Source organism: Bradyrhizobium sp., assembly GCF_035273305.1.
Taxonomy (GTDB): Bacteria; Pseudomonadota; Alphaproteobacteria; order Rhizobiales; family Xanthobacteraceae; genus Bradyrhizobium.
Genome location: NZ_DATEPI010000171.1, coordinates 1 through 23,032 on the forward strand (window position 1 = coordinate 1; position 23,032 = coordinate 23,032).

The 23,032-nt window shown below is 59.0% G+C and carries 20 protein-coding genes and 1 tRNA gene; 9 read left to right on the forward strand and 12 right to left on the reverse strand.

Annotation, left to right across the window (positions count from 1 at the left end):
• The 5 genes from VJV58_RS12090 to VJV58_RS12110 form a co-directional block, all read right to left on the reverse strand.
• Positions 1–202, reverse strand: a 202-nt coding sequence (locus VJV58_RS12090) for an ATP-binding cassette domain-containing protein (protein ID WP_324137581.1), incomplete at its 3' end; no start/stop codon positions are given.
• Positions 199–966: an ABC transporter ATP-binding protein gene (locus VJV58_RS12095; RefSeq protein WP_324137582.1), complete on the reverse strand. Its 768-nt coding sequence runs from the start codon at positions 964–966 to the stop codon at positions 199–201. The genes VJV58_RS12090 and VJV58_RS12095, both read right to left, overlap by 4 nt.
• A complete protein-coding gene (locus tag VJV58_RS12100) occupies positions 956–1,948 on the reverse strand; it encodes a branched-chain amino acid ABC transporter permease (RefSeq protein WP_324137583.1) in 993 nt (330 codons plus the stop codon). The genes VJV58_RS12095 and VJV58_RS12100 overlap by 11 nt, the downstream gene beginning before the upstream one ends.
• The gene (locus tag VJV58_RS12105; RefSeq protein ID WP_324137584.1) at positions 1,948–2,811 is read right to left on the reverse strand and encodes a branched-chain amino acid ABC transporter permease; all 864 of its coding nucleotides are present in this window, start codon (positions 2,809–2,811) and stop codon (positions 1,948–1,950) included. Before VJV58_RS12105 ends, VJV58_RS12100 begins: the two co-directional genes overlap by 1 nt.
• Before the next feature lie 82 nt (positions 2,812–2,893).
• Positions 2,894–4,147 (reverse strand): ABC transporter substrate-binding protein, encoded by a 1,254-nt coding sequence (locus VJV58_RS12110; RefSeq protein ID WP_324137585.1) that lies wholly within the window; start codon positions 4,145–4,147, stop codon positions 2,894–2,896.
• A 495-nt stretch (positions 4,148–4,642) separates the two neighbouring features.
• Here VJV58_RS12110 and VJV58_RS12115 point away from each other — a divergent pair.
• A tRNA-Gln gene (locus tag VJV58_RS12115) sits at positions 4,643–4,716 on the forward strand.
• An 89-nt stretch (positions 4,717–4,805) separates the two neighbouring features.
• Here the strand turns inward: VJV58_RS12115 and VJV58_RS12120 are convergent.
• On the reverse strand, positions 4,806–5,837 hold the full coding sequence (locus VJV58_RS12120; protein WP_324137586.1) for a hypothetical protein: 1,032 nt from the start codon (positions 5,835–5,837) through the stop codon (positions 4,806–4,808).
• Positions 5,838–6,171: 334 nt separating this feature from the next.
• On the opposite strand from VJV58_RS12120, the gene VJV58_RS12125 reads away from it, so the two are divergent.
• Positions 6,172–8,397, forward strand: coding sequence for a DUF2235 domain-containing protein (locus VJV58_RS12125; RefSeq protein WP_324137587.1), 2,226 nt, complete (start codon positions 6,172–6,174; stop codon positions 8,395–8,397).
• 46 nt (positions 8,398–8,443) lie between these two features.
• Here the strand turns inward: VJV58_RS12125 and VJV58_RS12130 are convergent, their stop codons facing one another.
• Positions 8,444–10,150: a sulfatase-like hydrolase/transferase gene (locus VJV58_RS12130; RefSeq protein WP_324137588.1), complete on the reverse strand. Its 1,707-nt coding sequence runs from the start codon at positions 10,148–10,150 to the stop codon at positions 8,444–8,446.
• A gap of 218 nt (positions 10,151–10,368) precedes the next feature.
• Between VJV58_RS12130 and VJV58_RS12135 the strand changes: the two genes are divergently transcribed.
• The gene (locus VJV58_RS12135) at positions 10,369–10,896 is read left to right on the forward strand and encodes a cytochrome c (RefSeq protein WP_324137589.1); all 528 of its coding nucleotides are present in this window, start codon (positions 10,369–10,371) and stop codon (positions 10,894–10,896) included.
• Between the two features lie 13 nt (positions 10,897–10,909).
• On the opposite strand, the gene VJV58_RS12140 is transcribed toward VJV58_RS12135, so the two are convergent.
• The 3 genes from VJV58_RS12140 to mdoH are packed head-to-tail and all read right to left on the reverse strand — an operon-like array spanning position 10,910 to position 14,819.
• Complete coding sequence (locus VJV58_RS12140) at positions 10,910–12,280, reverse strand: hypothetical protein (RefSeq protein ID WP_324137590.1); 1,371 nt, start codon at positions 12,278–12,280, stop codon at positions 10,910–10,912.
• A complete protein-coding gene (locus VJV58_RS12145; protein WP_324137591.1) occupies positions 12,264–13,010 on the reverse strand; it encodes an FkbM family methyltransferase in 747 nt (248 codons plus the stop codon). Before VJV58_RS12145 ends, VJV58_RS12140 begins: the two co-directional genes overlap by 17 nt.
• Before the next feature lie 3 nt (positions 13,011–13,013).
• On the reverse strand, positions 13,014–14,819 hold the full coding sequence (mdoH, locus tag VJV58_RS12150) for a glucans biosynthesis glucosyltransferase MdoH (RefSeq protein ID WP_324137592.1): 1,806 nt from the start codon (positions 14,817–14,819) through the stop codon (positions 13,014–13,016).
• 91 nt (positions 14,820–14,910) lie between these two features.
• On the opposite strand from mdoH, the gene VJV58_RS12155 reads away from it, so the two are divergent.
• The 4 genes from VJV58_RS12155 to VJV58_RS12170 are packed head-to-tail and all read left to right on the forward strand — an operon-like array spanning position 14,911 to position 18,163.
• Positions 14,911–15,900 carry a zinc-binding alcohol dehydrogenase gene (locus VJV58_RS12155; protein WP_324137593.1) on the forward strand — a complete coding sequence of 330 codons (990 nt, stop codon included), beginning with the start codon at positions 14,911–14,913 and terminating at the stop codon, positions 15,898–15,900.
• A gap of 9 nt (positions 15,901–15,909) precedes the next feature.
• Positions 15,910–16,311 carry a 6-carboxytetrahydropterin synthase gene (locus VJV58_RS12160; protein ID WP_324137594.1) on the forward strand — a complete coding sequence of 134 codons (402 nt, stop codon included), beginning with the start codon at positions 15,910–15,912 and terminating at the stop codon, positions 16,309–16,311.
• Positions 16,305–17,357 carry a glycosyltransferase family 4 protein gene (locus VJV58_RS12165; protein WP_324137595.1) on the forward strand — a complete coding sequence of 351 codons (1,053 nt, stop codon included), beginning with the start codon at positions 16,305–16,307 and terminating at the stop codon, positions 17,355–17,357. The genes VJV58_RS12160 and VJV58_RS12165 overlap by 7 nt, the downstream gene beginning before the upstream one ends.
• On the forward strand, positions 17,354–18,163 hold the full coding sequence (locus VJV58_RS12170) for a class I SAM-dependent methyltransferase (protein ID WP_324137596.1): 810 nt from the start codon (positions 17,354–17,356) through the stop codon (positions 18,161–18,163). Before VJV58_RS12165 ends, VJV58_RS12170 begins: the two co-directional genes overlap by 4 nt.
• Here the strand turns inward: VJV58_RS12170 and VJV58_RS12175 are convergent.
• The gene (locus tag VJV58_RS12175; protein ID WP_324137597.1) at positions 18,124–18,933 is read right to left on the reverse strand and encodes a RibD family protein; all 810 of its coding nucleotides are present in this window, start codon (positions 18,931–18,933) and stop codon (positions 18,124–18,126) included. The genes VJV58_RS12170 and VJV58_RS12175 overlap by 40 nt on opposite strands.
• A gap of 135 nt (positions 18,934–19,068) precedes the next feature.
• Between VJV58_RS12175 and VJV58_RS12180 the strand changes: the two genes are divergently transcribed.
• Entirely contained in the window at positions 19,069–20,199 is a 1,131-nt protein-coding gene (locus tag VJV58_RS12180; RefSeq protein ID WP_324137598.1) for a GTP cyclohydrolase II, read from the forward strand.
• A gap of 195 nt (positions 20,200–20,394) precedes the next feature.
• Positions 20,395–21,765, forward strand: coding sequence for a hypothetical protein (locus VJV58_RS12185; protein ID WP_324137599.1), 1,371 nt, complete (start codon positions 20,395–20,397; stop codon positions 21,763–21,765).
• Between the two features lie 72 nt (positions 21,766–21,837).
• Here the strand turns inward: VJV58_RS12185 and VJV58_RS12190 are convergent, their stop codons facing one another.
• Positions 21,838–22,983 carry an alpha-hydroxy acid oxidase gene (locus tag VJV58_RS12190; RefSeq protein WP_324137600.1) on the reverse strand — a complete coding sequence of 382 codons (1,146 nt, stop codon included), beginning with the start codon at positions 22,981–22,983 and terminating at the stop codon, positions 21,838–21,840.
• Positions 22,984–23,032: the final 49 nt, after the last annotated feature.

Below are 23,032 nucleotides of genomic sequence, written 5' to 3' on the forward strand. Positions count from 1 at the left end.
CGCCGCCCCGAAAGGCGATGGAGCCGGAGTGCATCGGAATCAGACCCGCGATCGCGTTGAGCGTGGTTGTCTTGCCTCCGCCATTCGAACCGAGCAGTGCCACCACACTGCCCTCGGGCACTTCAAGCGAGACGTCGGATACGCCGATCAGGTCGCCATAGCGGACTTCAAGATGCTCAATTTTGAGCAGGGGCGCGCTCATTTCGGAGGGCCGCCCATTAGCTCGATCGGTGTATGGCCTGCGGCCGCCTTGGCGGCACGCTTGCCCAAATAGGCTTCGATGACGGCTGGATTGCCGGTTACTTCACGCGGGCTTCCGCGCGCGATCTCGCGACCCTGGTGAAACACCACCACGCGGGTGGCGAGCGACATGATCACTTCCATGATGTGCTCGACAATCACGAGCGTGATGCCGGAGCGATGGATGTCGCGCACCAGATCAATCGCGAGCTGTACCTCCCGGAGCGTCAGGCCCGCCATCGCTTCATCAAGCAACAGCACCTTGGGCTCGGTAGCGAGAGCGCGCGCGATCTCCAGCCGCTTTCGGCCGGGTGTACCAAGCGACCGGGCCGGCGCATCGGCGAGCCTGCTCATGCCGACGCGGTCAAGCACCGCGCGCGCGCGTGCTTCCGCCTCGGCACGATGGGAGCTGCGCAAAAATGCTCCGATCATCACGTTCTCCAGCACCGACATGCCTTCAAACGTTTGCGGCACCTGAAATGAGCGGGCGATACCCAAATGCGCGCGCACTTCCGGCGCGAGATTGGTGATGTCTTGGCCTTGGAAAAACACTTGGCCGGACGAAGACAGGAGATCACCGGTTAGACAATTGAAGAACGTTGATTTGCCGGCGCCGTTGGGGCCAATCAGCCCGAGGATGTCGCCCTGCTCCAGGGTTACCGAGGCGCTGTCAACCGCCTTGAAGCTGCCGAACGCCTTGGTCACATCTCGGGCTTCAAGGAGCATGGCTTGCTCCCGGAACGGCCATGCTCGCGGGCGCTTTGCGGGGCCTTGTCCAAAGACGCTTGATCAACGTCAGAATGCCGCCCGGCTGAAACCGGGCGATCAGCACAATAATGGCGCCGTATACGACGAACGTCAGGCCCGCGCCCTTGCCGCCAAGCAGATTATTGGAGATTTCTTCCAGCGGCACCAGAATTGCAGCGCCGACCAACGGTCCGAACAGCAGCCCGGCGCCGCCCAGCGCCGCCATGATCAGAATTTTCACCGAGATCAGAATGCCCAGTCCCGATTCCGGATCGACGAAACCGAACATCATCGCGTAGAGCGCGCCGGCAACGCTGGTCAGTCCGGCGCTCAGCATGAAAGCGTACAGCTTGGTGCGGCTTGCCGGCGCGCCAAGCGAACGCGCTGCGCGTTCGGAATCCCTGATGGCGCGCAGGTAAAATCCCATTCGGTTGCTGGCCATCCACCAAGTGATGCCGAGTGTAATCGCAAGCACCGCAAGAAACACGTAGTAGTACGGGAGCGCGGAGATGAACGAGAGATCGAATACGTTGCGCGGCACCGTGGGGCCGCTCAATCCCACACCGGCTCCAAGATAGTCGGTGTTGGTGACGATCAGGCGAGCGAGTTCGGCGACGGCAATCGTGGCCATGCTGAAATAATGCCCGGATAGCCGTAGGGTGGGAACACCGACCACGGCAGAAATCGCGACACTGATAACGATACCTGCTGGGATTCCGACCAGCGGCGACAGCCCAAAATGCGCGTAAGCCCCCATGGCCGAATAGGCGCCGCAGCCGAAAAACACCACGTGTCCAACCGATACCTGCCCGGCATAGCCGCCCACGATGTTCCAGGCTGATGCCGCGATCGCATAAAGCAGCACCAGCGCGCCAAGCCGCTGCTGAAATGGGCTCGAGAACAACAGCGGATAAGCCAGCACCAGCGCCAGCGCCACCGAGCCCCAAACGAAGCGCCGCATCACGTTTTGCCCATCAGGCCCTGCGGCCGGAACCAGAGAAAGCCGAGGAACAGGGAATAGACCACAATGTCTTTGTAAACTGCGCCGATCAGATAGGCCGACAAGGATTCGATGACGCCAATCAACAATCCTGCCATCAGCGCGCCAGGCACGCTGCCGAAGCCGCCCAATGACACCGTTACGAAGGCGACGATGGCGAGAGTCTCGCCGACGGTCGGAACAATGTAAAAGAACGTCGCGATCAGTGCGCCGGCAATTCCGGTTGCTCCGGCGGCAATGGCCCAGGCAATCGCCTGCATGGTATCGGGCCGGATGCCCATCAGTTGCGCCGCGGTGGAATCTTCCGCGACCGCCAGCATCTTCGAACCGAGCGAGGTCCGCGTCAGCAGCAGATGCAGCCCAAGCGTGACCAGCAAGGCCACGACGCCGGCCAACAGGCGCGAGGCCTGAATACGCAACCCGAGAATATCAAACGTGCCGCCAACGATATTCTCAGGCAGCGTAAGGAAATTGGCACCGAACCACCAGAAAGCCGAATAGCGCAGCAGCAGCGCGAGCCCGAACGTGCCGAGAATCTGCGCCAGCATCGGGCCTTTCATGATCTCGCGGATCAATCCGAAATAGACCACAATCCCAACCGTCGCCAGCAGCAGCGCCGCCAAGGGTGCCCCGAGCAGAGGACCGGCGCCGAACAAGCTCCAGACCACGTATGCGACGTACATGCCAAGCATGACGAAATCGCCATGCGCGAAATTGACGATGTTCATCATTCCCCAAACCAGCGTCAGGCCCGAGGAAAACAAAGCGTAAATAGCGCCGAGCAAAAGTCCCCCGACAATCACCTGCGCAAGGATAGTGGACATGTCGGCGACGGGATCTCGAGAATTCAGCTAAGGGGATTGCAATATGACCAAGGGCGGGACCATCGCCCCGCCCTCGAATCTGTCACCAGCCTTTATAGGGCATGACCGCTGTTTTCTGCGCGTTGGCCTTTGGCCAGACGGCGACATAATTTTCGCCGTCCTGCAGCTGAATAATGACGCCGGCGGCGAGCACGTTCTGGCCCTTGTCGTCAAACTTGATGCCCTTGTAACCCATCATCAGTTGATCCGGCTTCAGGTCGGTTGCCTTCAGCGCCGCCTGGATTTTGGCCGGTTCGGTTGAGCCGGCCCGATCAATCGCATCCGCCAGCACGAAGAAGGCTTGCATCTGACGTCCGGCGGTATCGTCCATCTCATCGCCGCTCTTCTTCTTGTACATTTCAGCGATGATGGCCGTCGGCGAGCCCGGGGGTCCGACGCTCCACGACGATCGATTGAATGCGCCGACCGAAATTTTACCAACTGCCTTGATGAAGGACGGATCGGAATACCCGGCGTCATCGGCAAGGAGCATCGGCGGTTTGTAGTCGAGTGCCTGCATGGTTTTCGCAAACAGGATCGCATCCGAAGTGTAAGTGACCATGATCACCACATCGGGCTTCTTCTCCTTCAGTTGCAAGACCTGGCTCTGCACGTCGGTTGCATTGGCAGCATAGGCGATATCGATAGGCGCGCTCCGGCCTTTTTCCTTGAACACGCTGGTGATCACGGTCGCAACCGAGGTACCATATTCGGTGTTGTCGTGGACCAGGGCGACGCTGTCGGTCTTGACACCCGTTGCTTTCATATCATTCAGGAAGTCGTAGTAGATTTTGGCGAAGTCCGAAGCAATCGGCGTGACGCGGAAAAACCATTTGAAGCCGCGCTCCGTGAGGTTAGCTGCTACCGACTCTCCGTTGACAAACGGAATTCCATATTTTTCGGCGATCGCACTTGTCGTCAAAGTGATGCCCGACTGATAGGCGCCGGTCAGCGCGACGACCTTTTCTTCCGTAATCAGCCGCAGCGCCTGGTTCTGTCCGGTCGCGGGGCTGCCCTGATTGTCGGCGAATACCACTTCTACTTTCGCGCCGCCAAGGCCGGCGAGCCCCGCGTTCTTCGCCAGCGGAAAGTTGCCCAACTCGGGATGCGCATTGTTGATGATGTCCAACGCGGTCTCGATTGCGGCCTTGGCATGGACGCCCGCGCTTGCCGCGTTGCCCGTCATCGGAAAAATTGCGCCGATTTTGACGGTCTTGTCCTGCGCCGATGTACTGCCTGCCACGAAAATGGAAATCGAGGCGGCGCAAAGCAGCCCGAGGATATGGTTGAACTTCATGTTGATCGCTCCGAAATACCACCCGATGTCAGGTTCTGAAGGCCGGACAAGGCCCGATATACCGCCCGCCGCTTCCCTAACTCTTTGGCCCTCCAAGCATTGCACGCCCGGTTGGCATCGGCAAGTTGGCGCTCTCTGAGCCGTTGCTCCCTTTCATCGCTGGGCCGGCGCATCGATCAGCAGCAAGGCACAGATTGAACCGCCGCTTTCGAGCTCCCGCTGTGTCACGTTAAGTAACGGCGAGGCGCAAGCCAGGGGAGCACTTTTCCGACGAGGCCAACTCGACGCGGCTCGGCAGCACGCGCGCCGATGCTATTTAACCGGCCATGCAAAGCGCTGCGAAATCGCCGTAGGGCTTACCACATCCCTCCCGAGCGCTACCGAGCCAGTGCTTGCCAATGACCGGACCAAACGAGTAGAAGGGCACACGCCCGCGCCGGACTTGCCAATCCGTCGAAGAAGCTACCGAAACTACCGGTAAGTAGCTGAAAATATTGGGGAATGGTGTAACGGTAGCACAACAGACTCTGACTCTGTTTGTCTAGGTTCGAATCCTAGTTCCCCAGCCAGGCACACCGCGCCGCCGGCGCTGAGTCCAAGCTCATCGCACACAGCGATCCGAAGCCCGGTTGCTTACCGGCCCGCAACGCTATCGGTATCACATCAACTTATATGACCCTGGCCTAAGGCCCAGATTTACGGACCACGGCCGCTGCGCCACACCGCCGGGCGGAATGCGCTTCAATAACTCCCCAAGGAACGTACCTTGATAATGCGAAGCGAGGTGTCTGACCCAAAGTATATTCAGGATCGGATGCGCCGTCCGAGTTTGCACCGAGTCTCCTACGGTGTGACGGTAACTTCGAACCGACTGTGTAACGTATTGCGCGGGGACCCTGCATTCCTTGAAGCGATCGAGAATTGAATTCAGTTCCCAAAGCTCTTCGTCATAGTCAGAGTCGACCGAATAATCGGAATCCGTCACCCCCATAATCCGTTTCAGCCAGTATTGGGTGTCCCGATGGTTGGCCCAGTCCACCCAAAGGAACACCTCCAGCGGACGCCACAGCTCAGCCTTCCACTTAACCAGATCACTTTCGTCGGGCGCATTCCAAATGAAGGGGCTGTTGTAAAGCACCATCATCTGGTTCCTATAGCTTTGAGGCGACGATTTCTGGGAAGCGATAAGCGCATCATCGATCTGAACCATAGAGTGCGACATCGTATTCCTGAGGATCTCGGCAAATTGGGCTGGATCGACGGAAGCAGGCTTCCATGGGTTTGCATCGACCGCACCCTGATAGGCTGCTTCAATTTGCCTCGTCCCATATTTTGACAAATCCGACGCCACCGTCTTGCCCGTATCAACCAGGAGCGAGTGTTCCACAAACTTGATGCCTGACTCGCTGAGAACTGCTTTCAAGCGAAGGCTAACGATTCCTCCAATGAACCCGCCAGCGACTGCTGGCAGGATCACGGACCAAAACAGCTGCGCTTGCTGTTCCTTTGATTTTCTCAGCGCTTCGATTGCCTGCAGTGTATTGCTGACGTTTTTATAGGCGTCCCAATAAGCGAGGGCCAAGTCGGACAGGTACGCGCCCCACTTGTCTCTTGCCGAATTGTGGGCCTTCTCCAGTTCAGTACGCCATTCAGTATTCGTCCAGCGTGGATTTCCATGGGGAAGTGTCATGAATTGCGGCCCGCACTTGCCTGTCTTCTTAAGTCGCTCGGTGGCTCGATCGGGTTCATTCAGGAACGCGCCTTGGCGGAACCAAATGCGCGGCTGCAGGAGCGGACAGATCCCGCCTGTTAGTCGGAATCACAGTTTCTCTGGCGAGAGGCAAAAAGTGATACGATGCTCGCCAGCACCAGGACTCGGAAAAAACTGCCTCTTCGCATCGTCATGGCGGCCTTGTCCCGTCGTATTCATGTGAGGCATTTCATATTGATCGTTGCTCGAAGCGCATAAGCTCCAAACTCAACGTGTCCGGCGACAGCAGTTTCGGATTCGGGAGAACCAGGCGATGGGCAGGAAAATCGTCGTGCTTTCTGATGGCACAGGAAACTCCTCGGCCGCGTTGTGGCGCACAAACGTCTGGCGAACATTTGATGCGATCGATTTGTCCGGTTCTGATCAGGTGGCCTTCTACGATGATGGCGTGGGCACTTCCAGCTTCAAACCACTCGCGATGCTTGGGGGCGCTTTCGGCTACGGCCTGAAACGGAATGTCATCGACATCTACAAATTCGTCTGCCGGAATTACCGGAGCGACGAAGACGAGATATTTGGGTTTGGATTTAGCCGCGGCGCCTTCACCATTCGAGTGGTAGTAGGCCTCATTCTCGACCAAGGCCTCGTCCAGGCCGACAATGAGATCGATTTGGATCGGCTGGCGAGAGCCGCATACAAAGACTATCACAGCCGAAAATATCACACCGTCTGGTGGGAGATATTCAACAGCAACTATACAACGCCACCTCCGACCGCAGCCGCCAATAACAGGACGGTCAGCAGCATCCGCTTTCTCGGGCTTTGGGACACGGTCGCCGCTTACGGGCTGCCGGTTGATGAAATGACCCGCGGAGTAAGCAGGTGGATCTGGCCGCTCGAATTGCCGAACCGGGTACTCGATCCTCGAGTACAGCGTGCTTGTCACGCACTGGCGCTGGATGACGAGCGAACGACATTCCATCCAGTGTTATGGGATGAAAGTGCGCAGCCCCCGCCAGATACGGGCCAGCCGCGGCCCCTACCCAGCGAAAGAATTAGCCAGGTCTGGTTTTCGGGAATGCATTCTAATGTGGGCGGCGGCTATCCGGATGATTCCCTGGCGCATATTCCGCAATACTGGATCATGTCCGAGGCGCGGCAATGCGGGCTGCGGTTCAAGACGGCGCCCGATGCTGACCCCGACAGCATGGTCAACACCAAGGCCGCCCGCGACAAGGACGGACGGATCTACGATTCACGCAGCGGGTTCGGCAGCTACTATCGCTACGGTCCGCGTAAACTGGCGGAGCTGTGCAACGAGAAGTTTTCAAAAAAGCCTGGTGACGCGGTCCTCATTCGACTGCCGAAGATTCACGAGAGTGTATTCAAGCGCATTCAAAGTAATGCTCATCCCACCGCGCCGCTCGGGATCCCTGCAGAATATGAGGTGGTTACTGATGCCGGTCAGATTATTCCAGCTTCGGCCAATCCGTATGAATCTGCGTCGTCCCGTCAGGGGCGTGAGAAGGCGCAGGAATCCGTCTGGAACACGGTCTGGCTCCGCCGAGCCGTATATTTTGTCACGGTTTTGGCAACGGGCGCCCTGCTAATATTCCCGCTCCTGAGAAGTCTCCCGGCTTCCGATGAATTCTCGAGTCCCGTTCGCTGGCTCTCCGATCTGATCCGCTTGGCAGGATCCTTCCTGCCAGCCATGGCGGACCCGTGGCTGAACGGATACGCGCGAAGCCCCATAATGTTTGCCGGCCTCCTCGCGATTGTCATCGCGTTCACCGCGCTCGGGATGTCGCTCGCGGCACGCATCAAGAGCGACATGGGTGCGATCTGGCAAGAGTCGGTGCTAGCCGGGCTCGTTGTCGCCGGCGATCCTGACAGCTGGATCTATCGCTTGCGAACGAGCGGCCCGTACATTGCTGCAAAGAAGCATTGGAAATTTCAGGTCGGACCGGCGGTCTCAGTCATCTTCTTTGTCTATGCGGGCCTCATGCTCGTCAATCACCTCGCTTATATTGTGCTTGACGATGCCGGATTTGTTTGCACCGAAAGCCCTGGTCCCAGCACAATGAGAAAAGGGGAAACGAGAAATTTGTCATTTGACGCATCCTCTGTCTGTCACGCTACCGGCATCCTCCTAGAGAATGGCGGCCGCTACGCCATCACGGTCAAATCGCGCGAACCGCATTGGTATGACCGCGACATCGAAACCAGCCCTGCCGGATTCAGCAGCCTCGACGCGCCTACATTTGCGCAGAAGATTGCAATGGTTTTCGCCCTCCCGATGCGGCGCGAATTGACCAGGCCATGGTTTAGGGTGGTGGCACGAACAGGCGCCCTCGGCGGTGAGGAAAGTTTTCTCGATCCCGATCCGAAGGACCATTCAATCGACGAAGTCTTGCGCGCAACCCGCGACGGCGAGCTCTTTCTCTTCGTCAATGACGCGGTGCTTGGGGTGCCAGGACTGGAAGGCGTATTCTATTCCAACAATGTCGGCAGCGCGGACGTGACGATAAGCCGTCGCTAGGTCGAGTAAGCACTAGCGGGAATTTCAGTCGGTCGAAGAACCGCGCCTAAAAGCCTTTGATCGCGCCAGCCTGGATCAGAAGCCGATTGAAGCGCCGGGCCTCCGCACCGTGCGCGCAGCTATAGAACAGGCCGTTGCAGCGCTGGAGGATATTTCTTTGTTCCGAAAAGCTCGGATCGAGCGGCACGCCGGCTGCATCTTCGATCACCAAAGGCAAATACGGGGCATCCAGCGTGTCGAGAGCAGAGGATAGATCGACCGGCGTGAAGTTCACGGCATCGATGGCATAATAAGTGGTCAAGTATCGCGGGTCCGATTGTTCGAGATGTTGCGCAAACGCCCGCGAACTGAGCGACGGGTCGATGATACGCGCACCAAACTGCGGCTGATGATCACCATAACGCACGATCAGGAACGGCTCGGTCGGAAATCGTTGCGCCAATCGGTCCAGCAAGCGCCTGTAGTCATGCGCGGTCATTGTCTGACGACGTATGTATTCATCGACTTCGGGGCCATTGCCCAGATCGCGCCAGTTCGGAGTAAGCTCTGGACGCAGGCGCTTGTCCCAAGGGAAATGGTTGGCGACGGTGTAAACGTATAGAAATAGCGGAGCGCTGCCGCGCTCGCGTTCGATAATCTTGATGGCTTGATCGAAATAAAAACTGTCGGCCTCGAAGTCACGCGTGCCGAGTGCGACCATGTCCATGTAATTTTCTACGCCGACACTGGTTTGGAAAGCACGTGAACCGAGAAAAGAGCCGTAGAACGGATACAGGCTGAAGCTGCGATAGCCGCAATGGCTCAATGAGCGCGGCAGTCCACGACCGACCCGGCCGGCGGCGATCCTGGTGACCGACGTGGCGAAACGTCCATATGAGCGGACCGATAGTCCCGTAAGTACGTTGTATTCTGCGAACCAGCTTGGTCCGCCAATACCCTCAACCAAAAGTTTGCGCGCCTTTCCGTCCATCGATCGAAAATGATTGTGATAGCCCTCCGGCACCTTGATCCCGGGCGCGGCCGTGACGTCGAAACTGGATTCATCGTGCAACAAAATGATGTTCGGCAGCCGGCGCGAGGGATGGCGGGCCGCCGAGGTCGTCTTCAGGCTTTCAGCTAGGCCCGCTTCGGAGTCGAGGTATCCGTGTGACGCAAATTCATGAATCGCCTCCACGCCTGTGCGCGCGAATTTTGAAACGTAATCCTGGCTGACGAAATCCTCATGAAGTTCGGTTGGAAATGACAGTGAGAGCACGATGAGCGCGATCATCGAGAATGAACCACCGAGAAGGGCTGAGCTCACGCGCACGCGGTACTCATCGATCCGCCAAATCACGATCAGGAGCGCGCCGGTGCCCGCGGCCGCGAGCGCGATCCATCCCCGTAATGAGGGAAACGCCGCCAGCAGAAATGCTGACGTATCCCGGTCGACGATCATCACGTCGACGAAATCGAGCGTCATCCAGAGTTTGTCGTACTTGAACCGCGAGAGCAGCGTGAGCGCGATGACGAATTCGAGCGAAATCAACGCTGCGACCGTCGGACGACGAATCAATGCAAGCCACAAGCAATTGAGGGCGGCCCAAACCAGCAGGAACGCGGCCTTCGCAACGAGATCGGACTCGGTGGCGACCAGCATCATCAGAGCAACCACATGAAGGCTAGCGAGAAGGCACAGCACCTGCTTGCCGTAACGGGCGCTTGCGCGTCCGGGCACGAGACGGTTCAGCAACATGGCAGCGTTCGACGACATGCTAGCGCGGGCCTGCCCGGCTACGACTTCGTTCGCTCAGCTTCGCCAGCCCTGCTGTCATGCGGCCAATGAATCCCCTCTGCAAGACGCCTCGCCGCTGCGCGCAACTGCCGTCACGAGATCGTAACTTACGAAACCCAATCGCCGATGCTTTATTTCCCACTTGATGTACTATTTCGCGCTTGGCTCGAACCAGACGAACACATTGGGAGGCTAACATGCGTATTCTTGCGGTGATTGGCGCACTGGCAATCATTGTCGCAATCGGCGCAGCGGTGTTCTTTTTCGGCGGCTTTTATAGTGTGGCGGGCACCGCCGAAGATACCAGCGTCGTCAGTTGGAGCCTGAGCCGAATACGCACGGCTTCCATCGATCGCCACGCGCAAGATCAGCCCCCAGCATCAATCAATGAACCCGCAAGTGTGCAAGCCGGCGCCAAAGCGTTCGCCGCACAGGGCTGCCCGACATGCCACGGCGGCCCGGGCGTCAGTTGGGCCAAGTTCTCGGAGGGGCTACATCCGGATCCGCCAGATTTGAAGGACGTCGTCAATGACCTGTCTCCGTCGCAATTGTTTTGGGTCGTGAAGAACGGCATCAACATGACCGGCATGCCAAGCTTCGCGCAGGCGGGCGCCAAAGACGACGAGATCTGGTCGATCGTCGCCTTTCTGAAAAAGCTGCCCAGCGTCTCTGAAGCCGACTACAAGGCATGGACGGTTTCGGCAGTGCCGACCGCCGGCAAATAGCTCGGCTGCCTTGTCAAGATTCTCTAGGGTACTCGCGAGTAGATTTCACCGGCACCTTGGAAGTAGAGCGGCCGAGTACGGCGACAGCGCCACCGGCGATGCCGGCGAGCACCGCCCAATAGCCATAGCGAAAATCGGAGGCGACGCCCACTGCAAAGAAACTGAGCACGTACACCGCTGACGACCCGCATACACCGAAGGCGAAGGCGCCCTCCGGCGTCGAGCGCCGTCTCCACGAGACCCCGCAAACGATGAGGCATATCAGCAACCACGAACCAGTCCGGAACAGCGGCGTTGGCTTAAGCAAATTATGGACCGAGACCAGCGCGACAAAGGCGGTGCGATCCGGAAACACCGTCTCAGTCCAATGGTCGAGATCGGCAAGCCACATGGTGGGATTTTCACCACCCAGGAAATTCCACATGAAAGCCGCGCGATGGCGGAGATAGGCTAATGGATGGCGCATCACGGCCAGCATCCAAGCGTCGCGAACGACCGCTGTGCCGAAAAGACCCTGCTCCTTTTCGACTTTGCGCATCACAAAATCGCAGGGCTTGAGCCGCCAATAGATGTCCCACTCGGTCGGCTGGTAGCAGGTGTTCAGGAGCATTGTGCTTTCAGAATCGCTCCAGGTTACCGGGAACTGATTCTGCTTGGCGAAATGGCTGATACCGCCGAGGTCGAAAACCATGATCGTCTGCAATGGATGTTGTCGCGTTGCGCCCAGCACCCCGTAATAAACGACCTGCACCAAAGCAAAAAACGCGAGCATCGCAGGGACGAACAGGATCGCCGTGCGTCTCAGCGACAGCCGCGACGGCCAGACGATGTAAGCAGCAAGGATTGGCGCCGCGACTAGCGCATTTGGACGGAGCAAGACGCCGAAAGCGCAGAGCGCTAGTCCCAACGCTTGCGCCGGCACGCAAACCCGCGTGCCACGTTGGCCGGCAGCGTAGGTAATTACCGCGGCCAGCAGCCAGGTGAGCGCAAACAGCACATCCCGCCAGATAATTCCGACAAATACAAAAGCCGGGGGCATCAGCGCGAATAGCGGTAGAAAAAGGGCGATACCTATCGAGCGGCGTGCCGCCGCGAACGCCAGCAGCCCAAATCCAAGCCAGTAAGAGGTCGCGATCAGCAGGAACATGCTGCCCGAACCGGGCGCAATCGGATCGATCAGGCTCCACAACAAGGTCATGAGCGGGGATTGCCAATCACCCAGCACTCCTCTTGCGATGTACTCGTAAACAAATTTGGCATCGAAAGTCATGATGCCGGGATAGAAGATCAGCAGCGTCAGCGCGTATCCTGCTGCGATCAGCGCAGTTATCGCGAGATACGACCGCGACCCGACGCGCCGCTCGCCGTCAGGCCAGTGATGCATAGATGTCCCCTGAATTGGCCGCACGCGGCAGCGTGGTCAGCCACCGCGTGATCTCTTGGCCGTCTACCCACTCGGCATTCGCGAAACTCTGAGTTTCGCCAAGGGCGGCGTTGAACCGCGTGTAACCGATCGCGATGCAGCGTTCGATGCAGGCGAGCGCGACGTCCCGCTGGATGGTCGTGAACTCAAACGATAGTGCCGCGACCGCGCGCGTGAGTCCCGCCAGCGCTTCTTCCTCAAAGCCTTCAACGTCGATCTTGATAAATGCAGGAGTGCCGTATTTGTCGATCAGCACATCCAACGACGTGAGGGGCATGGTCACCGACTTTGTCCACCGCTGGCCTTCCCACCCGGGCGCTTGGCACGCGGCAGCCACGAAAGCAGGGGACGCTGACGATACCGTCGGATTATCGATGTTGATCATCATGCTGATCGTGCCGGCACGGCGACCGACTGCCTTGGTCTCAATCGAGACTTCGGAATTGCGGCCGTAAAACAGCTTGAGCACTCTGGCTAACGCAGGCTGCGGCTCGACCGCGACTACCCTGGCACCCAGGCGGCGGAAGGAAGCCACGCGGTCACCGACATGGGCGCCGATGTCAAACACCAGGTCGCCACGCCGAACAAATCCGCCATATAGCCGGTCCATTGCGGCCGCGCGCGACCTGTTGCCGTAGTAGATGCGCAGCGAACGAACAACGCCTCGCGCGGTGCTGAACCCTTCGAACACCGCTCACACCGAACTTGGCAGAGCTGACGATGTCGCTGGCGTTATCGCAGGCAGCGCCAAGACCGCCAGCACTTCCGGCCGGGTGGTCTCCTCGGGCAGGCGGCCGATGCCAACCCGGACAGCGAGACCGCCGAACAAGGGCCAAGCCGTCAGGATCGCGAATGGAATCGCAAGGGCCGGACCGGCGGCGAGAAACAGCGCGTAAGGAATGGCCGCCGGTTGTACCACCGCCAAGAGGCCTAGCGCACTCCAGCCGAGCAGTGTGTGCGGCCACAAATTGTGCAGCGCTAGCGTGAATGGCACGGCGTGATCGTCACGGGTCTGTCCGATCCAGCCGATTTCGTGGCCGAACATCAGGCCCGCAAGGAAGATCGTGTGCCCGAACCAGAGGATCGGGCAAAGCACGATCGAAAACACAGTTTCGATAATGAAGTTGATGAGGAATAATCCGGCGCCCCCAAAGGCCTGGCGAAGTCGTGGATTGAATAAAACGTCTATCGCGGTTGCGATCTTTGGCGAAAACCACATCACCAGCACACCCATCAGCAGCGCCATACCGGCGTCGGCCCGAATAAAAGCCTCCGGACTATCAGCGAAAATGACGCCTAGCGTGCCAAGAACAAGTAAGCCGATCCAGGCGGGAGATCCGATAAACATACAGATGGCCAGCCCCAATTGATAACGACTCACCGCCCTGAGGCCCGCAAGCGAGAAAAACCGCCAATACTGCATATTGCCTTGGCACCACCGTAAATCGCGCCGGATGAACTCGAGCAAAGTTGGTGGATTCTCCTCCCAACCTAAATCCTCTTGCGGCAACACCCGGACGTGGAATCCGGCCGCACGCATCAGCACCGCCTCGATCTGGTCGTGGCTGAGGATATGGTCGTCTTCCATTCCTTCATTCGAAAGCGTCGGCAGCCCGCAATGCGCGATGAACGGCTCCAGCCGCAATATCGCGTTGTGGCCCCAATAGGGTCCGCAATCGCCCTGCCACCATGCGCTCCCGATGGTGTAGGAGCGCATACCGAGCCGCATGCCAAATTGAAAGACGCGCGCGAAGGCGCTGGTGGACGGAAGCCCTACGATCAAGCCCTGAAGAATGCCGAGATCGGGATCCGCTTGCATGATTCTAACCAAGCGGAGAATGGCATCGGCGGCCATGAAACTGTCGGCGTCGAGCGTCACCGCGAAATCATGCTTGCTGCCCCAGCGGTCGCAAAACTCCCGAATATTGCCGGCCTTGTAGCCTGTGTTAACGACGCGTCGTCGGTACGTGATCGGCACCCGATCGTCCCACCGCGCGCTCAAGGCAGCGAAACAAGCCTCCTCGCCGCTTACGATGCTCGCATCGCTGCTGTCGCTAAGAACATACAGCGCAAATCGTTTCCCGTAGCCACTAAGGTCAAGGCCAGCCAGCATCGGCTCCAGATTCCGAATCACCCGCTCAGGCGGTTCGTTGCGGATGCACAACAGAATCGCGGTTGACGCGGTCAGCGGCTCGTTGCCTTGAATGCGCGACATCACCGGCATAACCGCCGCAATCGGATTTGCGGAAACGCGCATGATCAGAAACCCGATCACTGCATTCCAGAATCCTGCAACCGTCCAGGGTAGCGTGATCGCGAACAACGCGAGCAGCGCGATGTCTATAATGCCGAAGCCGCCGGGCGATAGTGCCACCGCCGCAAGCGCGAGCGATCCGGCCATGGTGGCGGCAAACAGGACAGCAAACAGCAGCCGACGTCCGAAAATGCGATTTACGGCGGCGTCTGCATGGATGGATTGTACTGGAAAGCGCTTTGACACGCGGGCGGGGTTCTACTGTTTTGGCAGACAATGCATAGTCAATGATATAACACGACAGCCGTACAGGAATTCCAGCTCGAGAGTAAAGTAATTGGCGACCAGCGGTACCGACGAACTTGCCCAGGCGCTCTGGTACACTGGGCCGGGACAAGTCGAAATCCGCCAGGAAACTCTCCCACCACGGCAAACAGGCGAGCTGCGCGTTCGGGCGCTCTACGGTGCGATCAGCCGCGGCACGGAGGGGCTTGTGCTGGCTGGCCGAGTACCGGCGAGCGAATACGAACGCATGCGCGCCCCCTTCATGGGTGGCGATTTTCCATTTCCGGTGAAATACGGTTACGCCACGGTCGGTCGGGTTGAGCAAGGGACAGAATCCCTGCTCGGGCGCACGATCTTCACTCTCCACCCTCACCAAGACCTATTCAATATCCGGGCGAGCGCGGCCGTCGTACTGCCGAAGGACATGCCGCCGCAGCGTGCCGTGCTCGCCGCAAATATGGAAACGGCCCTCAACGGCGTCTGGGATGCGGCGCCCTCCCCCGCTGATCGCATCGCGATCGTCGGCGCCGGCGTGGTCGGCTCCCTAGTCGCCTATTTGTGCGGACGGCTCCCGGGCGCGCAGGTAACGCTTGTTGACATCAACCCTGCGCGCGCGGAATTAGCAAAAGCATTTGGGGTTAGCTTTGCAACTCCGGAAAGCGCCAAGGGCGACTGCGATCTGGTCGTTCACGCCAGTGGCAATCCGACCGGGCTTGGCACAGCGCTCGCGCTCGCCGGCGAGGAGGCAACGGTGGTTGAATTGAGCTGGTACGGCAATTCGGCGGTAACCGCACAACTGGGCGGTGCCTTCCACAGCCGTCGGCTGCGGCTGGTATCAAGCCAGGTTGGGCGGATTGCACCCTCGCATCGGCCCCGCTGGACGCACGGCCGACGACTTGCGGCAGCACTCGCGCTGTTGGCGGACGCGCGGCTCGACCTGTTGCTCGCCAGACCGGTCGCCTTCCGGGAGTTGCCCGATCAGCTGCCGAATATTCTTGCCGCCCGCAGCGGCGTACTTTGCCAACCCATTAGCTATCTCTGAGGAGGTCCCTTGTTCGCCGTTGAGGTTCGAGACCATATCATGATCGCCCACTCCTTCCGCGGCGCCATATTCGGCCCGGCGCAAGCACTTCATGGCGCGACTTTCGTCATAGATGCAGCGTTTTCCGCCGAGACGCTCGACAGCAATGGCATTGTCATCGACATCGGCCGCGCGCATGAAGCCCTCAAGGCTGTATTGGGGCCACTCAACTATCGCAATCTGGACGAAATACCGGAATTAAAGGGCAGCAACACCACTACTGAATTTCTGACCAAGCATATTTTCGAGCGGCTGGCTAAAGACGCCCGCGCCGGCGAGCTCGGCCGGAATGGTCGAGAGCTCAAGCGAATACGTATCACGCTTTCCGAATCGCATGTCGCGCGGGCGTGGTACGAGGCGGATTTGTGGTAAAGCATTTGGTGTTCGCCGTACCGGGGGACATTGCCACGCCGACAGGTGGCTACGCCTACGACCGACGCATGATTGCCGAACTCAAACAACTTGGTTGGCGAGTCGATCTCATCGACTTAGGCGACGGCTTTCCTTGGCCAGATCACGCGACACGCGCCAGCGCGCGAATGCGGCTGCTTACGACGACGGCCGGCTGTAGCATTGTTGTTGACGGACTGGCGCTCGGCGTATTGCCGGAAGCGGCCGCACAAGTGGCTGGCCGCAATCCCTTAACGGCGCTGGTGCATCATCCGCTCGCGCTGGAAATGGGAGTATCCCCTGGACAAGCCGAGGCATTGCGGGCGAGCGAGAAGGCGGCCCTTGCAGTCGTGCAGCGCGTTATCGTCACCAGCGCAACTACGGCGCGGCTGATCGCTTCCGAGTACGACGTCCCCTCCGAGCGTATTTCGGTCGCGAGGCCAGGCAGTGATCCAGCCCGGCTAAGGCAAGGTAGCCGGGACAGCACTGTGCGGCTGCTTTCGGTGGGCGCGGTGGTGCCGCGCAAAGGCTATGAAATTCTGATCGCAGCCCTAGCAACACTCATCGAACTGCCATGGCGGCTGACCATCGCGGGAGACCGCACACGCGATCTCCATGCCGTTGCGCAGCTCGATTCCGAAATTGCGCGCCATGGGCTCGGAGATCGCATTGCAACGCTGGGCGCGGTGTCAGCGGAGCAACTGGCGGCACTCTATGCCGAAGCGGATCTGTTCGTACTCGCGTCACATTTCGAAGGCTACGGCATGGCGTATGCCGAGGCAATCGCGCACGGTCTGCCGGTGATTGGCACCACCTCAGGTGCAATCCCGGAGACTGTGCCGCCGGATGCTGGCCTGCTGGTGCCCGCCGGCAATGTTTCGGCCTTTGCGAGCGCGCTTCGGCAAGCTGTTGGCGACGACGGGTTGCGAGACCGGATGGCTAGTGCCTCGCGCGCGGCGGCCGCGCGGCTCCCGACCTGGCGACAGTCAGCAGAAGTCTTCGCGCGTGCACTGGAACCGCTGACATGACCGGTTTCTCGGCTGAGTGGTTGGCTTTGCGCGAGCCTTATGATGCCCGCGCACGCAATCCGGAAGTGCTCGACGCGATCGCCACGTTTCTCAAACCGCTTCCCGCAGTGCGAGTCATCGATCTCGCCTGCGGGACTGGCTCGACCTTGCGCAGTTTGAGCCCGCGCCTGCCCGCCCGCCAGAACTGGCACCTGATCGATCACGACGTTCGCCTGCTGATGCAGGCAAAGGCAACGCCGCTGGCCAAGGACATCGACGTGACGGTGGTCCCGCTCGACTTGAACCGAGATCTTGAAGCCGCACTTGATGGGGAAATCGATTTAGTCGCAACCTCGGCCTTGCTGGATCTGGTCTCCGCTGCCTGGCTGGACCGATTAGCGCTTGCGCTCGCCGCACGCTCGATCCCATTTTACGCGGCGCTTAGCTATGATGGACGAACCGGGTTCACCCCGACCGATCTGTTCGATACACGCGTTATGGCCGGAATGAATGCGCATCAAACTACCGACAAAGGATTCGGGCCGGCGCTGGGACCGACGGCGGCCGCGTTTATGATCGCCCGATTCAAGTCTCTCGGCTATTCCGTCGTTCACGGCGCGGCCGACTGGGTCATGGGACCGGAGGATCGTGATATCCAAACCGAAATTCTGCTCGGTTGGGCAAATGCTTCGGACGAGATGGGCGGGCTGCCGCTTGCCGATGCGACCGCCTGGCTCACGCGACGGCGCCGCGCCGTTGAGGCCGGATGCTCATCTCTACGGGTCGGTCACATCGACTTTTTTGCAACCCCGAGTGCCACGCGTTGATCGCTGAGATCGCAATCGAACAGCACATCGTCATCGATCTTGTGCACGCGTACAGGCATGCGTGACGCTTGATCGGCACGTTCCAGCGGCGGCAGGATCAGGCCCGGACCGCCGGCACCGAGAATGATCGGCGCGACCATCACGTGCAGGCGATCGAGACATCCAGCCGCAAGGAAGCGCGATACCGTGTTGGCTCCGCCTTCGATCAACATACGGCGCATGCCACAGCCAGCAAGCGCGAGGAGAATCGCCGAAGGCGGGATTTTTCCGTCGACTTCGGGCAGAGCTATGATTTCTACACCTGCTGGCGCCCGACCGCCCTTGCCTTCCGCGGTGATCAGCAAGCGCCTGACGCCGTCGTCAGCAAAAACCCTGGCGCCGGCGCAAAGCCGTCGTTTCGGATCGATAACCACGCGCGCGGGCTGCGGACCCGAGACCTGCCGCACTGTCAATTGCGGATCGTCAGCAATTGCAGTACCGACGCCAACGATGACAGCGTCGACCAAAGCCCTCAGCCGATGCAGATGTACAAGTCCCGCCGGCCCATTGATGTATTTCGAATGACCGGATTCGGTGGCTATCCTGCCGTCAAGTGATTGACCTATCTGGCCGACGATCACGAAATCGTCCACTGCACCCTTGCGCAGCGGGCCGAAAACATCGGCCCATACTTGCGGAAGCGGCAGGTGCCCTCTACGGAATACATTGACAAAGTCTCCCCACGGGTCGGAAGACGCAGATTTGTTGAGAGGGAGCTGGGTTATCGGCACGCGGGATCAAGATCACTGTGTGTTGACGTTAACAATGCGACTATCTGCCATCATGCCATAAAAATCGTGCGTTTTCGACTGGAATGATGCACGTGAGTCGGTGTTCTACGTTAGCCATGGTGCAAAGGACTCGGAATGATTGAAGTGCAGACGGGCGCAAGCTCGGCTTTGTTCGGTGCTCCGGGGCATACCAGTGTCAGCCGCGGCCTTGGGGAATTTCAGGCGCGAAGGCCTGTTCTCATCACCGCCATGGATGAAACAGTATTCGCATTGCCAGTCGAAGGGCTCGATTGCCAACGGCTTTCTGAATTCATGGCGCTTTGCGCACCAGCTGTGCCGCGGCTCATAATTACAGAACGGCGCGCGCTCGCGCTGGGCCTCGACGCATCGACGCCAATGACATTGCCTCTTTCGGCGAGCGACGATGCAAATGCGATTCTGGCGCTCGTCAGCGACGCGATCAACGATCGCACACCGGAGGCCAAGCCGGCCAGTCGGGCCGCCGCTGCCGCCATTCAGCTAGTCAAATCATCGCACGGTTTGCCGGCGATACTGGCGGCTGACGTGACCGCCCATTCCGTGAGATGTGAGGAGAGCGTAGTCAGGGTTGATGCGGATGCGGTTGCCCGCTTTGCCGACGATGCAATTCACTCGCTGATCCTGGCGAGCGAAGCGACAGTGCCGCTCAGCTCCGGCATGCCGGCGCGCTTTGCCGTGTTCCGCGACGCGTTGGGTGGGAGTCCGGTTGCGATCATTCTCGGCAGGCCCGATTTCACCAAAGCCGTTCCTGTACGGCTACATTCGGCCTGTCTGACCGGCGACGTGTTTGGTTCGCGGCGCTGCGACTGTGGAGACCAGCTTCGGCTCGCTTTGGCACGGATCGAAGCCCTTGGCGGCGGCATCATTCTTTACTTGGCTCAGGAAGGCCGCGGGCTTGGACTCGCCAACAAGATGCGGACTTACCAACTGCAGGATGATGGCCTCGACACTTTCGATGCCAATACCACGTTAGGCTTCGATGACGACGAGCGCGACTACGGTGTCGCCGCACGGATGCTTGCTATGCTGAACTGCACACAGATCGCGCTGCTCACCAACAATCCGGCCAAGCTTGATGGCTTGACAAAAGCGGGCATTTACATTGCCAGCCGGATGCCGCTGGAGGCGCCAATCAATGCCCACAACCGCCGCTATATGACCGCCAAGGCTGTTCGTTCCGGGCACCGGTTCGATCATCTGATAGCTTCCGTGGCTGATCGGACGTAATCAGAGAACCGGCGGAGGATTCACAGACGGTCATCAATACCCACCCGTCCGTTTGCTTTGGTCGATCGGCCACTTCAACGCTCCCTGCGCCCGAGTGCCGCCAGAGGAGACATTGACAGCATGTGGTGGTGGGCGTTCCGTTCCAGATCCCATGCCTTGCGCGGCTTAGTGATCGGAGTCGCTCTCTGCTGGTCTGTGGCATTCGTCCTTGTCGCTCTGGTGTATCGGCTGGAGCTTTATGCTGATGGCGCCATGTTTTCCTATGCCGTCGCGGTGCAGGATGTATGGGCGTTCCATTGGCACAATATTTCCGGCCGAACATCGGTGTTTCTTCTTACGCTGCTGCCCGCGGAATTTTACGTCGGGCTTAGTGGAGACCCTTGGGCTGGAGTCTTTGTCTATGGGCTGCTTTTCTATTTGGCGCCGCTTGCAGGACTGATCGGTACCTTTGCCGCCGATCGCTCATCCGGCCGCATCATCTTCCTCTACGCTTGTTGCTCGACAGCCCTGCTGTGCCCCCTGATTTTTGGCTTTCCAACGGAGATGTGGCTGGGGCACGCAATATTCTGGCCGACGCTTGCGGTCAGCCACTATGCCAACCGCACAGTCGTGGGGACGGGCATCGTGTTAGTGATGTTTCTCACGCTCGCCTTTACGCATGAAGGTGCACTGGCTCTGGAATTTTCAATAGTGGCAATCTTTGCGATGCGGGGAGTGCGCGATGCCTCCTTTCTGCGGGCGGCCGCAATCCTCATCGTGGTCCTCGCGGCATGCGCCGCCGTGAAGATCGTTATCCCGCCCGATGAATATTATACCGAGGTGTTTCTAAGGGCGGCGCTGCACTTCTTCGACCTCAAGATCTTCGAGGTCACCATCGTCGCGCTGTTATTCGGGACCATGGTTCTGTTCTATGTTCTCCTCGCGGTAGTTTCGCGGCTCACGCCCGAGAGAGCGCACCTTTACGCCGCCGCAATAGTCGTGGGACTGCTGTCTATATACTGGTTCTGGTTTGATCGCTCGATACATGCAAGCAGCCGGTACTACATGCGCACGGCGCTGGTGATCGTGACCCCGATGCTCGGCGCACTAGCCGCTCTGCTCGCCATCTACGGAGATAGTCGGCTTGCTTGGTCCGTTCCGGGCGCCGAACACGTGGTGACGTGGTTGAAACGCCGGCACGCCCTGCCGCTCGCGTCAGTTTTCATGCTCCTGACGCTGATTCACGTGGTGGAGACCGGGAAATTTATTTCGGCATGGACGCACTATAGCGCGGCCGTCGCGGCACTTGCGACCAGCAATCAATCCGACCCGGCGCTTGGCGACACTCGCTTTGTTTCGTCGAACCGAATACCGGCCGATTTAAACCGGCTCTCCTGGTTCTCGACGACGCCGTACTTGTCGATCCTTCTCGCTGATTTCGAGCCGAAGCGGCTCGTGATCGATCCCAATGGGAATTACTTCTGGCTGTCCTGCGCGACAGCTACAGCGAACGAAAGGGCTCAGCGTGCGGTTCCGCCGGGGACTCGCCAGCTCATCAGCATCTATTCGTGCTTGCATCGCTCCTAGCACTCATAAAGTTGTGGCAGAGCACCGCTTCGGAGCACCCTGCCTGCTCTCACAGGCGCATTCGGACCCAGCTTACCTGAAGCGCAAATTTTCGCGAGAAAGCTGGGCAACCGTTGTGCATCCCATCAACTTCATTCCACGCTCGATCTCGGCCTTCATTAAACCCAGCGCTCGTTCAACGCCGGCCTGGCCAGCCGCCGCAAGCGGATAGAGATAAAAACGTCCTACCCCGACGGCCTTGGCCCCGAGCGATAGTGCCTTCAACACATGCGTCCCGCGCTGGACTCCTCCGTCCATGATCACGTCAATCCGATCGCCCACCGCGTCGACGATTTCAGCCAACTGATCGAATGCAGCTCGCGAGCCGTCCAGCTGTCGACCACCATGATTCGAAAGTACGATGCCAGTGCAGCCGATCTGAACCGCCCGCTTGGCATCTGCCACGGACATGATGCCCTTCAGGCAAAACTGACCCTTCCATAGCTGAACCATTTCAGCCACGTCGTCCCAGTTCATAGAAGGATCCAGCATTTCAGTAAAATATTTGCCGATCGATAGAGCCCCGCCGCTCATGTCGACGTGTTGATCAAGCTGGGGCAGCTTGAACGATTCATGTGTAATGTAATTGATGCTCCACAGGGGCTTGATGGCAAATTGCGACATTCCGGCTGGCGTCAGCCTGAACGGAATGGAAAACCCGGTTCTGAGATCGCGTTCACGATTGCCGCCTGTAATGCTGTCAACCGTCAACATCATGACTTCGACGCCAGCTTCCTTTGCGCGCTGCATCATGGCCCGATTCAGAGCGCGGTCTCTATGAAAATAGAACTGATAGACTTGCGGCGTGTCGTGTGCCTTGCGCAGTTCCTCCAAGCTAACCGTGCCAAGCGAGGAAACGCCGAACATCGTGCCGTATTTTGCAGCCGCAGCCGCGACGGCGCGCTCGCCATCATGGTGGAACAGCCGCTGCAAGGCGGTGGGCGAGCAATACACCGGCATGGCGAGCTTCTGGCCCAAAACGGTAACTGACATATCCACTGTCTCGACGCCCCGAAGAACGTTCGGCACCAGATCACAGTTCTCGAAGCTTGTCGTATTGCGCCTAAGAGTTACCTCGTCGTCAGCAGCTCCGTCGATGTAATCGAAGATCGGACCTGGAAGACGTCGTTTGGCCAGCCGCCTGAAATCGTGGAAATTGTAACAATCATGCAAGCGCATGTTGCCTCCGCATTCGGTAAAGCCACTGAAGACACGGAGGATGACGTAG

Bases quoted from the DNA above. Each gene is read 5' to 3' on its own strand.
- VJV58_RS12095 (WP_324137582.1), bottom strand. From the start codon at position 966: ATGCTCCTTGAAGCCCGAGATGTGACCAAGGCGTTCGGCAGCTTCAAG.
- VJV58_RS12100 (WP_324137583.1), bottom strand. From the start codon at position 1,948: ATGCGGCGCTTCGTTTGGGGCTCGGTGGCGCTGGCGCTGGTGCTGGCT.
- VJV58_RS12105 (WP_324137584.1), bottom strand. From the start codon at position 2,811: ATGTCCACTATCCTTGCGCAGGTGATTGTCGGGGGACTTTTGCTCGGC.
- VJV58_RS12110 (WP_324137585.1), bottom strand. From the start codon at position 4,147: ATGAAGTTCAACCATATCCTCGGGCTGCTTTGCGCCGCCTCGATTTCC.
- VJV58_RS12120 (WP_324137586.1), bottom strand. From the start codon at position 5,837: ATGACACTTCCCCATGGAAATCCACGCTGGACGAATACTGAATGGCGT.
- VJV58_RS12125 (WP_324137587.1), top strand. From the start codon at position 6,172: ATGGGCAGGAAAATCGTCGTGCTTTCTGATGGCACAGGAAACTCCTCG.
- VJV58_RS12130 (WP_324137588.1), bottom strand. From the start codon at position 10,150: ATGTCGTCGAACGCTGCCATGTTGCTGAACCGTCTCGTGCCCGGACGC.
- VJV58_RS12135 (WP_324137589.1), top strand. From the start codon at position 10,369: ATGCGTATTCTTGCGGTGATTGGCGCACTGGCAATCATTGTCGCAATC.
- VJV58_RS12140 (WP_324137590.1), bottom strand. From the start codon at position 12,280: ATGCATCACTGGCCTGACGGCGAGCGGCGCGTCGGGTCGCGGTCGTAT.
- VJV58_RS12170 (WP_324137596.1), top strand. From the start codon at position 17,354: ATGACCGGTTTCTCGGCTGAGTGGTTGGCTTTGCGCGAGCCTTATGAT.
- VJV58_RS12180 (WP_324137598.1), top strand. From the start codon at position 19,069: ATGATTGAAGTGCAGACGGGCGCAAGCTCGGCTTTGTTCGGTGCTCCG.
- VJV58_RS12190 (WP_324137600.1), bottom strand. From the start codon at position 22,983: ATGCGCTTGCATGATTGTTACAATTTCCACGATTTCAGGCGGCTGGCC.